At 33.3% G+C, this 13,709-nt stretch carries 15 protein-coding genes; 9 read left to right on the top strand and 6 right to left on the bottom strand.

Annotation, left to right across the window (positions count from 1 at the left end; all coding sequences use genetic code 11):
- The first annotated feature begins 224 nt into the window (after positions 1-224).
- From A4F88_RS05775 to A4F88_RS05760, 4 genes are all read left to right on the top strand, one after another.
- Positions 225-1,166, top strand: coding sequence for a ribose-phosphate pyrophosphokinase (locus A4F88_RS05775; RefSeq protein ID WP_068841607.1), 942 nt, complete (start codon positions 225-227; stop codon positions 1,164-1,166).
- Positions 1,167-1,287: 121 nt separating this feature from the next.
- A complete protein-coding gene (locus tag A4F88_RS05770) occupies positions 1,288-1,899 on the top strand; it encodes a 50S ribosomal protein L25/general stress protein Ctc (RefSeq protein ID WP_068841606.1) in 612 nt (203 codons plus the stop codon).
- A gap of 559 nt (positions 1,900-2,458) precedes the next feature.
- Entirely contained in the window at positions 2,459-3,136 is a 678-nt protein-coding gene (pth, locus tag A4F88_RS05765) for an aminoacyl-tRNA hydrolase (protein WP_068841605.1), read from the top strand.
- 140 nt (positions 3,137-3,276) lie between these two features.
- A complete protein-coding gene (locus A4F88_RS05760) occupies positions 3,277-3,888 on the top strand; it encodes a superoxide dismutase (protein ID WP_068841604.1) in 612 nt (203 codons plus the stop codon).
- Between the two features lie 654 nt (positions 3,889-4,542).
- Here the strand turns inward: A4F88_RS05760 and A4F88_RS05755 are convergent.
- From A4F88_RS05755 to A4F88_RS05740, 4 genes are all read right to left on the bottom strand, one after another.
- The gene (locus A4F88_RS05755; RefSeq protein WP_068841603.1) at positions 4,543-6,441 is read right to left on the bottom strand and encodes an amidophosphoribosyltransferase; all 1,899 of its coding nucleotides are present in this window, start codon (positions 6,439-6,441) and stop codon (positions 4,543-4,545) included.
- Positions 6,442-6,520: 79 nt separating this feature from the next.
- Positions 6,521-7,444, bottom strand: coding sequence for a PfkB family carbohydrate kinase (locus tag A4F88_RS05750; RefSeq protein WP_068841602.1), 924 nt, complete (start codon positions 7,442-7,444; stop codon positions 6,521-6,523).
- A 235-nt stretch (positions 7,445-7,679) separates the two neighbouring features.
- Entirely contained in the window at positions 7,680-8,075 is a 396-nt protein-coding gene (locus A4F88_RS05745; protein ID WP_068841601.1) for a hypothetical protein, read from the bottom strand.
- Positions 8,059-8,646: an RNA polymerase sigma factor gene (locus A4F88_RS05740; protein ID WP_068841600.1), complete on the bottom strand. Its 588-nt coding sequence runs from the start codon at positions 8,644-8,646 to the stop codon at positions 8,059-8,061. Before A4F88_RS05740 ends, A4F88_RS05745 begins: the two co-directional genes overlap by 17 nt.
- Positions 8,647-8,928: 282 nt before the next feature.
- On the opposite strand from A4F88_RS05740, the gene A4F88_RS05735 reads away from it, so the two are divergent.
- On the top strand, positions 8,929-9,279 hold the full coding sequence (locus A4F88_RS05735; protein ID WP_068841599.1) for a DUF6249 domain-containing protein: 351 nt from the start codon (positions 8,929-8,931) through the stop codon (positions 9,277-9,279).
- 52 nt (positions 9,280-9,331) lie between these two features.
- Here A4F88_RS05735 and rnhA read toward each other — a convergent pair whose 3' ends face one another.
- Together rnhA and purN are read right to left on the bottom strand one after the other, a co-directional pair.
- Complete coding sequence (gene rnhA, locus A4F88_RS05730) at positions 9,332-9,808, bottom strand: ribonuclease HI (RefSeq protein WP_068841598.1); 477 nt, start codon at positions 9,806-9,808, stop codon at positions 9,332-9,334.
- Between the two features lie 125 nt (positions 9,809-9,933).
- Positions 9,934-10,497, bottom strand: coding sequence for a phosphoribosylglycinamide formyltransferase (gene purN / locus A4F88_RS05725; protein WP_068841597.1), 564 nt, complete (start codon positions 10,495-10,497; stop codon positions 9,934-9,936).
- Between the two features lie 175 nt (positions 10,498-10,672).
- Between purN and A4F88_RS05720 the strand changes: the two genes are divergently transcribed.
- The 4 genes from A4F88_RS05720 to A4F88_RS05705 all read left to right on the top strand — a co-directional run bounded on the left by A4F88_RS05720 (position 10,673) and on the right by A4F88_RS05705 (position 13,707).
- Entirely contained in the window at positions 10,673-10,909 is a 237-nt protein-coding gene (locus A4F88_RS05720) for an acyl carrier protein (RefSeq protein ID WP_007137004.1), read from the top strand.
- Between the two features lie 180 nt (positions 10,910-11,089).
- Complete coding sequence (fabF, locus tag A4F88_RS05715) at positions 11,090-12,343, top strand: beta-ketoacyl-ACP synthase II (protein ID WP_068841596.1); 1,254 nt, start codon at positions 11,090-11,092, stop codon at positions 12,341-12,343.
- Positions 12,344-12,352: 9 nt separating this feature from the next.
- Entirely contained in the window at positions 12,353-13,093 is a 741-nt protein-coding gene (rnc, locus tag A4F88_RS05710) for a ribonuclease III (RefSeq protein ID WP_068841595.1), read from the top strand.
- A gap of 125 nt (positions 13,094-13,218) precedes the next feature.
- A complete protein-coding gene (locus tag A4F88_RS05705; RefSeq protein ID WP_068841594.1) occupies positions 13,219-13,707 on the top strand; it encodes an IPExxxVDY family protein in 489 nt (162 codons plus the stop codon).
- Positions 13,708-13,709: the final 2 nt, after the last annotated feature.

Below are 13,709 nucleotides of genomic sequence, written 5' to 3'. Positions count from 1 at the left end.
CTTATTCCTTTAACACGGTGCAAATGTAAAAAATTAAATTAAATGTTCTAATAAAAATACTTAAATTTTTCCTTTCAGTGTCCAATAAATTTTCTAAATTTGCACCTCGTTAAAACGAAGCACACACAACTAACTACACCCGAGGCATTTATATGTATTTGATTTTACTGTTTTTCAGTAAAATTAAATTGTACAAACGTAGCGGAATAAAACAACAAATTATAATGTCGCACCTAGAACCAGAAGCTAAAATTTTTGCTTGTTCACAAAGTGTTTATCTTGCAGAAAAAATTGCAGAACAATACGGAATTCCGTTAGGAAAAGTAACGATGTCAACGTATAGTGACGGAGAATTTCAGCCGTCTTACGAAGAATCAATTAGAGGATTACGCGTTTTTATCGTGTGCTCAACATTTCCAACGGCCGATAATTTGATGGAATTGTTATTAATGATTGATGCGGCAAAACGTGCATCAGCAAGACATATTACAGCTGTTATGCCTTATTTTGGTTGGGCAAGACAGGATAGAAAAGACAAACCAAGAGTACCAATTGGAGCGAAATTAGTAGCTAATTTATTAGATGCTGCCGGAGCAACAAGAGTAATGACAATGGATTTGCACGCAGATCAAATCCAGGGATTTTTCGAAAAACCAGTAGATCATTTATTTGCATCTACAATCTTTTTACCATACGTAGAAAGTTTAAAATTAGAAAATCTAACTATTGCATCTCCGGATATGGGAGGTTCAAAAAGAGCATATGCTTACTCTAAGTTTTTAGAATCAGATGTAGTAATCTGTTACAAACAAAGAAAAGCAGCCAACGTTATCGATACTATGGAATTGATTGGTGAAGTAAAAGGTCGTAACGTAATATTAGTAGACGATATGATCGATACAGGCGGGACTTTAGCAAAAGCAGCCGACTTAATGATCGAAAAAGGAGCAATAAGTGTTAGAGCAATTTGTACACACGCTATTTTATCCGGTAACGCCTACGAAAAAATCGAGAATTCGAAATTAAGCGAATTAATCGTAACCGATTCTATCCCATTAAAGAGAGAATCAAAGAAAATAAAAGTAGTGAGTTGTGCACCGCTTTTTGCCGAAGTTATGCACATGGTGCACCACAACAATTCCATTAGTGGAAAATTCATTATGTAAAAGCTATAAGCTTTAGGCAATAAGCCATAAGCTATTAGAAATTACAGAAAAAAGCCTAAAGCCTATGGCTTAAAGCTTACAGCAAATTAAGAATATTTATTAATAACTATATTTTTTTACAATGAAATCGATTACAATTAAAGGATCAGAAAGAGAAAGCGTGGGCAAAGTGTCAACTAAAGCCTTACGTAATGCTGGAGCGGTTCCTTGCGTGTTATACGGAGGAAATCAGGCAGTACATTTCTCAGCGGACGCTGCGGCATTCAAAAACTTGGTTTACACTCCAAACGCTCACACAGTTGTGATCGAACTTGGAAAAGGAAAATCATTCAATGCAATTTTGCAAGACATTCAGGTTCACCCAGTATCTGACAAAATTTTACACATTGACTTCTTTCAATTATTTGATGATAAAGAAATCACTATGGAAGTTCCTGTAAAAGTTGTTGGTACATCAAAAGGTGTTCTTGCTGGAGGTGTTTTACGTTTAAACACTCGTAAATTAAAAGTTAAAGCTTTACCTAAAAATCTTCCTGATTTTGTTGAAGCTGACATCACTCCACTTGAAATGGGTAACAAATTATACGTTACTAAAGTTGGAAAACCAGAGTACAAAATTATGCACCCGGACAACACAGTTGTTGCTCAGGTAAGAATTTCTCGTGCTGCTATGAAAGCTGCTCAAGAAGCTGCAAAAGCTGCAAAAGCTCCTGCAAAAGGAAAGAAAAAATAATTTTTTTCAAATCAATATAAAAAGCATCAATCGAAAGATTGGTGCTTTTTTTTTGAGGTTTTAAGATGCTAAGGTTCTAAGTTTTTTTACTGCGGGAGGGCTTCGACTCCGCTCAATCTGACACGTGTAATATTTGTCAGGCTGAGCGGAGTCGAAGCCCTTTTTTTGGGATTATTGTTTTTTTTAGAAGCAGAAAATCCCGTTTTTCATAAGACGTAACATTCCTGCCATTCGCTATATCTTTTCCCTGCTAAAGGAGCAGGAAAAAGGATGCCGTTCCTGTCAGGGCTAGTAAGAAAATATCTTTTTCATAAGATTCTAAGTCGCTAAGATGCTGAGGTGCTAAGTTTTTCGTCTTGTAATCAGGTCAGATAAAATAAAATCGGTGTACATTGGTTTAATCAGTGTCATCCGTGTGCCTTCCATCATGACCTTTGTGCAAAACCCTTGCGAACTTTGCGGTTAAATCACGGCCAACAGGCAATTATCTAATTCTCACATTTTCAAATTATCTAATTAACAAATTGCCACATTCTCTAATTAATCATACTTTTGCCAAATGATAAAATGGATAACAAAACTGTTTTCATCAACACAAAAAGAAGAGAACACAGGAGACAATGTGAAACCGGAGGTTCACGAACACCAAAAAAACAATATAAAAAGCGTGAGTAAAAAATATTTAATTGTAGGTTTAGGAAATATTGGTGCTGAATATGTAAACACCAGACATAATATCGGATTTAAAGTACTAGACTTTTTAGCAAAAAAGGAAGGTCTTTCATTTGAAACCGTAAAACTGGGATCTTTAGCTGAATATAAGTTTAAAGGAAGAACATTTCTTCTTTTAAAACCAAATACTTACATGAACCTGAGTGGTAAAGCGGTAAAATACTGGATGGACAAAGAAAATATTCCGCTGGAAAATATTTTGGTCATTACAGACGATTTAAACCTGTCATTTGGAACAATTCGAATCAAACCAAAAGGTAGTGACGGAGGTCATAACGGATTAAAAAACATCAATCTTGTCTTAAATACGCAACAATATACCCGTTTTAGATTTGGTATTAGCGATCAGTTTAAAAAAGGACAACAGATCGATTATGTTTTGGGAGAATGGAATGATGATGAAAACTCAAAATTGCCGGAACGTTTAGAAACTTCTGTTGAAATTATTAAATCTTTTGGAACTGCCGGATTAGAAAACACAATGACTACTTTTAACGGAAAGTAAAGATTTACAGGTTTTTAAATTTTAAAAAATGGATTTATAAATTAATTAAATAGAATAATAACGAAATAGTATTTTCAATTCCAAAGTTAAATGTCTAAATTTGGAATAAATTATTTATAAACCATAAAAATCCTAATATCATGGCTTTTGAATTACCACAATTACCTTATGCATATGATGCATTAGAACCACATATTGATGCACGTACAATGGAAATCCATTACACAAAACATCACAATGCATATACTACAAATCTTAATGCTGCAATTGCAGGAACAGATTTAGAGGGAAAAACAATCGAAAACATCTTAATAAACTTAGATAAATCTAACGCAGCAGTTCGTAACAATGGAGGAGGTTTTTACAACCACAATTTATTCTGGACTGTAATGTCTCCAAACGGAGGCGGATTGCCAACAGGAGATTTATTAGCTGCAATCGAAGCTTCTTTTGGAACTTTCGAAGAATTTAAAGCAAAATTTGCTAAAGCTGGTGCTACACAATTCGGTTCAGGATGGGCTTGGTTAACAGTGCAAAAAGGAGGGAAGTTAGAAGTTGTAGGTACTCCAAATCAAGACAATCCATTAATGCCGGAAGTTGCTGGTAACGGTGGAACTCCAATCTTAGGAATGGATGTTTGGGAGCACGCTTACTACTTAAACTATCAAAACAGAAGACCAGATTATATTGAAGCTTTCTTCAGTGTAATTAACTGGACAGAAGTAGCAAGAAGATTTGCTTTAGATAAATAAGAAAATAAAGTAAAGAATAAAGAGAAAAGACGAACGCAAATAGTGTTCGTCTTTTTTTTATGCTCAATTTTTGATCTTTTTTCTATTCTCTTTGTTCTCTTTTCTAAAAAAAATAAAAAAGGCAGAATCTCTTCTGCCTTTTTTGCCCCAAATCTACCATAAACTTAACCTACTAATGTTATGGTTCAGTAAATGTATGGCAGCTATTCTTATGAAAAAAACTTTTTAGATGAAAGGTAAATATATCCGACAAAGTAAGTGTAAAGGCTGAAAATGAAAGATTTGACTTTATTCTAATAAAAAAGGCGGAATCTCTTCCACCTTTTTTGCCCCAAATCTACCATAAACTTAACCTACTAATGTTATGGTTTAGTAAATGTATGGCAGGCATCTTTATCAAAAAAACTTTTTAGACGAAAGGTAAATATATCCGACAAAATGAATATAATCTCTTAAAGTTGAATTAGTTGAGTTTATTCCAATAAAAAAGGTGGAATTACTTCCACCCTTTTTGCCCCAAATCTACCATAAACTTAACCTACTAATGTTATGGTATTTCAAAAGTATTGTAGCTTTTCATTTCTACCAAACAAACAGGATGAACGGCAAAAAAAACCGATGAAATGCACAAATTAACCTTTTGTTAATACTTTTTTAATAAGCTCGCGCGTCTTTTCCTTCGTAAAAGTTCATAAAGGCACGGTTTACAACACGGTTTCCTCCCGGGGTTGGGTAGTCACCTGTAAAGTACCAATCGCCTAAATTTTTAGGGCACGCTATATGTAAATCTTCTACTTTTTGGAAGATGATTTTTACTTCGGCATTAATTTCCGGAGAGCTTAACATTTCTGCAATTTTATCTGAAATCTCTTCAGGTGTAAATTGATCGTAAATAGCTGTTACATAATTTACAACATCTTTATCTTCAAAGTTTTCCTGTGCTTTACACTTAGTATAAACTTCGTCAACGATATGATATAAGTTTCTTTCTTTTAATAAAGTTAAAGCAGCTCTAAAGGCAACAAGGCCTTCTAGTTTTGCCATATCGATTCCGTAACAATCAGGATAACGAATTTGTGGTGCTGATGAAACAATTACAATTCGTTTTGGATTTAAACGATCCATCATTTTGATGATACTCATTTTTAATGTAGTACCACGAACAATACTGTCATCGATAATAACCAGATTGTCAGTTGGTTTGATTACTCCGTATGTAACATCGTAAACGTGTGCTACCAAATCATCACGGCTACTGTCTTCAGTAATAAACGTTCTGAGTTTAGCATCTTTGATAGCAACTTTCTCAGTACGTATCTTTACTGCTAATAATTCTTGTAACGTTTCAGTAGTCAGTGTGTTTCTGTTGGCTAAAATATAATTGTTTTTTCTCTGATTTAAGAAATCCTGTGCAGCTTCGACTAAACCATAAAATGAAGTTTCGGCTGTATTTGGAATATAAGAAAAAACAGTATTGTCTGTATCGCTGTCAATAGATTGAAGAACAGCAGGTAAAATTAATTTTCCTAAATTTTTACGCTCCTGATAAATTTCAGCATCACTTCCTCTTGAGAAATAAATTCTTTCAAATGAACAGGCTTTTTTAACAGTTGGTTCCAGAATTTGGTTCATGGTAACTTTTCCGTTTTTCTTGATAATCAAAGCGTTTCCTGGATCAATTTCCTGAACACTCTCAAAAGGTACATTAAATACAGTTTGAATAACAGGTCTTTCAGAAGCTACAACAACAACTTCGTCATCCTGATAAAAATAAGCAGGACGAATTCCGGCAGGATCTCTAAAAACAAATGCATCACCATGACCTAATAAACCTGCCATAGCATAACCTCCGTCTAAGTTTTTAGCAGAACGTGCTAAGATTTTTGCAATATCTAATCTTTCTGCGATAACTGGTGAAGCTTCTCTTTTTGAGTAACCTTCGGCTTTACAGTCTTGGTACAATTGCATTACTTCTTTATCTAAGAAATGACCAATTTTTTCCATTACAGTAACAGTATCAGCCATTTCTTTTGGATGTTGTCCCAGTTCGACCAGATTTTCGAAAAGTTCTTTAACGTTAGTCATGTTAAAGTTTCCGGCCAAAATTAAATTACGGTGCATCCAGTTACTCTGACGTAAAAAAGGGTGAACACTTTCGATACTGTTTTTTCCGAAAGTTCCGTAGCGAACATGTCCTAAAAACAATTCACCAACATATGGAATTTCTGATTTTATTTTTTGAACATCATCGCCAATTTCAGGTTTCGCTTTTAATTCTTCACTGATTCGCTCATTGATTTGTTTAAAAACATCTTGAATAGGCTGTGAATGATTCGAACGAACTCTGCTAATGTAGCGTTGACCAGGCTCAACATCAAATTTAATGCTGGCAAATCCGGCACCATCCTGACCACGGTTATGCTGTTTTTCCATCATCAAATACATTTTTTGTATTCCGTAAAAAGCAGTTCCGTATTTTTCTTTGTAATATTCAAGCGGTTTAAGAAGTCTAACCAAGGCTATACCACATTCGTGTTTTAAAGCGTCGCTCATTGTTTTTGTATTTTGTGTTGTTGTAAGTTGTGTGTAATAACGTAATAAAAAAGCCCCGTTTTATCGAGGCTTTAGGGCATTATATTTCTATGTCAAACTGAGTTAACGACTTAAATTGCTGTAATCGAATCGCTACTTCGGCTTTGCTTAATGTTTCCATCCTTTGAGTTCCAAATTTTTCTACACAAAATGAAGCTAAATTAGAACCATAAATAATTGCATTTTTCATATTGCCAAACGAAATGTTTTCGCTTTGTGCAATAAATCCTGAAAATCCACCTGCAAATGTGTCTCCGGCTCCTGTTGGATCAAAAACATCTTCTAATGGTAAAGCTGGTGCAAAGAATACTTCTCTGTTGTGGAATAAAAGTGCGCCGTGTTCTCCTTTTTTGATCACCACATATTTTGGTCCCATATCCTGGATTTTGGCAGCCGCTTTTACTAATGAATATTCACCAGAAAGTTGTCTTGCTTCTTCGTCGTTGATTGTAATAACATCTACACGTTTGATAACGTCCAGTAATTCAGGAAGAGCACAATCCATCCAAAAGTTCATAGTATCTAAAACTACTAATTTTGGTTTCTTCTCCATTTGATCTAAAACACTGCTTTGTACTAATGGGTGTAGGTTTCCTAACATTACAACATCAGCATCTTTATAGTTTTGAGGAACTTTTGGCTGAAAATCTGCCAAAACGTTTAACTCAGTTACTAATGTGTCTCTCGAATTTAAATCATTGTGGTATAAACCGCTCCAGAAAAAGGTTTTTCCGCCTTTTACAATTTCGATACCTGAGATATCGATATTTTTTGAAGTTAAAAGATCTAAATGTTCTTGAGGAAAATCGTCGCCAACTACAGAAACAATGGCCGATTGCAAATTAAAAAAGGATGCTGATAAACCAATGTACGTTGCAGCACCACCTAATATTTTATCTGTTTTTCCGAAAGGAGTTTCAATCGCGTCGAAAGCAACTGTTCCAACAATCAATAATTTATTCATTTTATGAATTTCGAATTAGGGTGCAAAGATACTCTATAAGTTACAATCTTGCAACGGTTTAGGTTCTCAAAATTTTCTTAAAAAAAGAATGTTATTTTTGAAGCTAAAACTATTGTAAATGAATAGATTGCATTTAATTCTTTTGAAAGATTAAAATATGATTTCCGGATTTAAAATTCAAGTCCTTTATCTAAAAAAATGTTTCAAATTTATACAGGGTTGTTTTTTAAATAAATTACAACTGATACTTCTTATCAAAATAGTTTTTCAAAATCCCAATCTGAATTAGAATCATAAAAGGAACTATTAAAATAGCATATAATGTAGTTTTAGAGATATAAATACCGGAAACGATTGCTGAGATTTTATCGGTATACGATTTTCCTATTTCTAAATTGTTTTCTGTTCCGGTAAAATATACATTATAAATAATCAAAAGAGCCAGGGCAACTCCAATAAAAATCCACGTTGAGATGGAAATTAAGGGTTTGTAAGGTTTGATTTTTACTTCTTCGGCAATAAGAATTTTGGACATTATATTTGAAGTAAAGTCGGCAGATGGCGATTCAAGAGTATTTTCGGCCATCATCTTTTCAATAAGATTTTCTATGTTTTTATCGCTCTCTTTCATAATAGTCTACTATTTCAGGTTCTAATTGCTTTTTTAAAATTACGGCTAATTTTTGTCGGCTTCTAAATAATTTCACCTTAACATTATTAGCATTTATGCTCATGATTTTACCTATTTCTTCTAAATTCTGATTTTCAAAATAAAATAAAGTTAAGAGGAAATTCTCTTCGCTAGGTAACAAATTTAAACAATTTTGAATTGTTTGCTTTCGCTCTTTATCTTCTAAAGCGCTTAAAGCATTGTCCATTGTTTTAATTAAATGAGATGAAAACTCATCTATTGATATATTTTGTTCTTCTTTTTTGTTTTTCTTCAAACGATCTAAACAGGTATTATATGCAATTTTATAAATCCAGGTTGAAAATTTAGAGTCGCCTTTAAATTTGCTCAAAGAGTTAAAAATTTTGATAAAAGTATCTTGTGCTACTTCTTCTGCCTCTTCTCTGTTTTTGATCATTTTTAATGCCAGAGTATAGATCATATCTTTATAACGATTAACCAGCATGGCGAAAGCATTTGTTTCGCCCTGTAGAACTTTATCGATATAATGTTGATCATTTAGTGTACTCATATTATATAGGACGACATGTTCTTTGTTTAGGTTACAGAAAATTCTAAAATAAATTTCAATATGTTGAAATTTCAAATCCTGATTTTAAAATTATACATAAGTATATGTTCTTTTTTTTAATCCTGAACTTTACGGAGTAAAAATAAATATTCAAAATTAGTTGATAATCAGTGATTTTTGGAAGTTGGGATTTAAAAATTAAAATTTTTCATCAATAGTTGTAACCTCAATTTAAAAGGTGTCGTCATATGGAGTATCAATCAATTATAAAAACATAAAATTATGGGACCACAAGTTTTAATACCAATTAGTCTTTTCTTAATGATCTTCGGGATTGTTTACCTTATTTATTCAACAAGAAACAGAGAACGTTTAGCACTTATAGAAAAAGGTGTTGACGCCAGTATCTTTTTAAAAGGAAAAATAAATGGAGGTTCAGCATGGAAAATCTTTGTTGTAAATCTGGCTTTCTTGTTAATAGGTAGTGGCGTTGGAATTTTTCTTGCTTTGATTATCACAACTTACACTTCTCTTAACGACAGTGCCGTTTATCCTTCAATCATTTTTATAATGGCAGGTATCGGACTTTTGGTTGGATTTAAAACAGCAAAAGATTTAGACAAAGAAGAATAGATTTTAAGTTAGAAATGAAAAACGCATCAAATTAATTTTTGATGCGTTTTTTTTATTCTTTAGATCCAATGGTTTCATAATATTCATCAATGGAAAGTTTGGGTTGCATTGATGCCATAACAGCCAATTGATCACAGCGCTCATTTTGCGGATGATTGTTGTGGCCTTTTATCCATTTAAAATCGACCTGATGTTTTCGGTAAACAATTAAAAATCGTTTCCATAAATCAGGATTTTTTCTGCCGGCAAATTTCTTTTTTTCCCAGCCCAGAACCCATTTCTTTTCAACAGAGTCAACTACATATTTAGAATCAGAAATTACAAGTACTTTCATATTTGGATTTTTCAATTTCTCCAGACCAACAATTACAGCTAAAAGCTCCATCCTATTATTAGTTGTCAAGCGAAAGCCTTCATAGAATTCTTTTTTATGCGGAGTTCCAACCAATTCCATTACTACACCATAACCGCCATTTCCCGGATTTCCTTTTGCAGCGCCATCTGTATATATATGTACTTCGTAATTCATTTTTTTAGACTTCTTAGGTATTAGATATTTAGATTTCTTAGATTTTTGGATGTTAGGCTTTTTTGAATTCGTTAAAAGTTTGACTGATAATCTAACAATCTAAGAAGTCTAACAATCTAACTAATCTATTCTTCCAATAATCTTGATATAATTTCCGGAAAATACTTTTGTTCCAGTTCGTGAATTTTTTCGGCTACTGTTTCGGGAGTATCAATGTCTGTAAGAGCGACATTTTTCTGAAAAATAATGGCTCCGTCATCATAATTCTCATTTACATAATGAATAGAAATTCCGGTTTCTTTTTCCTTATTGTTCACTATAGCACGGTGTATGTGCATTCCGTACATTCCTTTGCCTCCATAATTAGGTAAAAGTGCCGGATGAATGTTGATTATTTTGTTTGGATATTTCTCGATTATGTTTTCGGGAAACTTCAATAAAAAACCTGCCAGAACTATCAGATCCGGGTCGATTTCTTGTATTTTTTGTAAAACATTTCGTTCTAAAAGTTCGTTTTTTGAGAAGATTTCGACTGGAATTTGATGATTTTTTGCTCTTTCGATAACTTTTGCCGAAGCATTATTTGTAAAAACAGAAACAACCCTTGCAATTTTTCCTTTTGCAAAATATTTTATAATATTTTCGGCGTTACTCCCTGATCCTGAGGCAAAAACGATTATTTTTTTCATAATGAAACTTGTTTTGAGAATGCAAAAAACGGAATAAAAATCGAAAATAAATAGTATTAAAAGGGCTTTCTTGAAATTAATTTTATAAATTAGTGTTACATTTATAAACTAAATAGTTGTTTTAAAATAAAGTTTTTTATTTTTGCCAACAAATTAAATTCTAAAATTAAAGATTATGTCAGACATTGCATCAAGAGTAAAAGCGATTATCGTAGACAAATTAGGTGTTGACGAAAACGAAGTTGTAACAGAAGCAAGCTTCACTAATGATTTGGGAGCTGACTCATTAGACACTGTTGAGCTTATTATGGAATTCGAAAAAGAATTTGATATTCAAATTCCAGACGATCAAGCAGAAAACATTGCTACTGTAGGTCAAGCTATTTCTTATATCGAGGAAGCTAAAAAATAATAATACTGCACCCGATTTTTATATTCTATAAGTCGGGTGTTATTATTTTTTTAAAAATTAAATTTCGATTGATTTTCAATCACAAAGATATATTTATATTGTAATGCCCATGGCTCTTAAGTAAACAATACAGTTAAGAAAGCGTGGGTTTTATTTGTTTAAAGTACAAAATACATATTTATGGCATTAAGGCGAGTTGTTGTAACAGGATTAGGTGCACTTACTCCTATCGGGAATAATATCCAGGAATATTGGGATGCACTTGTGAATGGGGTTAGCGGAGCGGCTCCCATCACATATTATGATACAGAGAAGCATAAAACGAAATTTGCCTGCGAAGTAAAAAACTTCAATATTGAAGATTTTATGGATCGTAAAGAATCTCGTAGATTAGATAAATTCGCTCAATATGCTGTTGCTGCCAGTGATGAAGCTATCAAAGACGCCGGACTTACTAATGATAATGTAGATAAGACAAGAGTTGGCGTTATCTGGGGAGCAGGAATTGGAGGTTTAGAAACTTTCCAGGAAGAAGTAATTTATTATGCAAAAGGAGACGGAACTCCAAAATTCAATCCGTTTTTTATTCCTAAAATGATTGCCGATATAGCACCAGCACACATTTCGATGCGTAATGGGTATATGGGACCAAATTATACTACTGTTTCTGCATGTGCATCTTCTGCAAATGCATTAATTGATGCTTTCAACTACATTCGTTTAGGAATGTGTGATGTGATTGTATCAGGTGGTTCAGAAGCTGCTATTACAATTGCAGGTATGGGAGGTTTTAACTCTATGCATGCTTTATCTACAAGAAACGAAAGCCCTGAAACAGCTTCAAGACCTTTTGATGCAACCAGAGATGGTTTTGTTTTAGGAGAAGGAGCAGGAGCTTTGGTACTTGAAGATTACGAACATGCTAAAGCCAGAGGAGCAAAAATTTATTGCGAAATTGGCGGTGGCGGTATGTCATCTGATGCTTACCACTTAACAGCACCACATCCGGAAGGAATTGGTGTAATTGCGGTAATGAAAAACACATTGAAAGATGCAGGAATGAATCCTGAGGATGTTGATCATATCAATACTCACGGAACATCAACTCCATTAGGAGATGTGGCTGAATTAAAAGCGATTAGCGCGGTATTTGGCGAACATGCAAAAACAATCAATATCAACTCTACAAAATCAATGACAGGACACTTACTGGGTGCTGCAGGAGCTATTGAAGCAATTGCTTCGATTCTTGCTATGAAACACGGAATTGTTCCTCCAACAATTAACCATACTGTGGTTGATGAAAACATTGATCCGTCATTGAATCTTACCTTAAACAAACCTCAAAAAAGAGAAGTAAATGTTGCTATGAGTAACACTTTTGGTTTTGGTGGACATAATGCTTGTGTGTTGTTTAAAAAATTAGTTGACTAATTTCTGCATATGAATATTATCAAAAAAATATTTTCTAAATCCCGTTCTCTAGAAGACGGGATTTTTTTTGACACTATTCAGAAAATAGTTGGTTTTCAGCCTGCTACGATCGATTTTTATAAGAAAGCATTTACGCACAGATCTTCAAATAAATTAGACGAATCAGGACACCCAATCAATTACGAGCGACTTGAATTTTTAGGAGATGCTATGTTAAGTGCTGTAATTGCAGCACATTTATTTAATAAAGCACCCAATGGCGACGAAGGTTATTTGACCAAAATGCGTTCAAAAATTGTGAGCCGTGAGCATTTGAACGAATTGGGTAAAGATTTAAATTTAGTGCGTTTTGTTGAGAGCAAAGTGCCTATTCAGCATTTTGGAGAAAATATTCATGGTAATATTTTTGAGTCCTTAATAGGAGCAATTTATCTGGATAAAGGATATGCATTTTGTGAACGATTTATTCAAAAAAAAGTCATTACACCATACGTAGATATTGCCAGACTTGAAGGCAAAGTAATCAGTTATAAAAGTCTGGTTATAGAGTGGTGTCAGAAAGAAAAGAGAATCTTTCATTATGATATTTTTGAAGATAATGGTATCGATGGCCAACGTTTGTTTGGAGTTAAATTAAGTATTGACGACAAAGTTATCGCAAGAGCGCGGGCAACTTCAAAAAAGAAAGCAGAAGAAAAAGCATCACAAAGAGCTTATTTTGCATTTCAGGAAAAAATAGACAAGAAATAGCTACAAAATAGCTGTAACTATCTTAAAGCTATAACGTTTTCGTTTATAAATTAACAAAAACAAGCACATCTTAACTATAGATGCTCCGTTAGAAATAGTATATTTACAACTTGATTTTTCATGATATGGCAATTCATAGATTGGATTTAGACGAATTTGACGAAATTGATTATTATTTAATGGCAATTCATACTTCATTAGAAGATTACAGATTAGCCTATTTTATCAATAAAAACCTTCCGGTAAACTTAAGTAAGAGCAAAAACGAGATCCATGCTCAGACTAAAGAAGGCGAGGCAAATTTTTCGAGATTCTATTATTATGACACCGAAAAAGCAATTTCATGGAATTTGATTCAGAATAAAAATGAGATCATTTCAGTGAGTAAAGGTGATTCTCAAGATTTGTTTTCCAATGAAACGAGTGAGGTTTCGACAACAATTCATTTACTTCCTGAATTCAAAAAAGTAGATTTTTTCCTGAAAATAGACAATAGCGAAGAGGCTGTCGATTTTTCAGAAATTCAGCAAAAATTAAATACAATCGAAAGTATTGCGGCTATTTATGCCGTAGATACAGATAAAATAAAATCAAAAAACAATCTAATTTTTTAAAA

The sequence above is a fragment of the Flavobacterium chilense genome (assembly GCF_001602525.1).
Taxonomy (GTDB): domain Bacteria; phylum Bacteroidota; class Bacteroidia; order Flavobacteriales; family Flavobacteriaceae; genus Flavobacterium; species Flavobacterium chilense.
The sequence above is the reverse complement of the archived record's forward strand: the minus strand, read 5'-3'. Positions and strand labels throughout refer to the sequence as shown.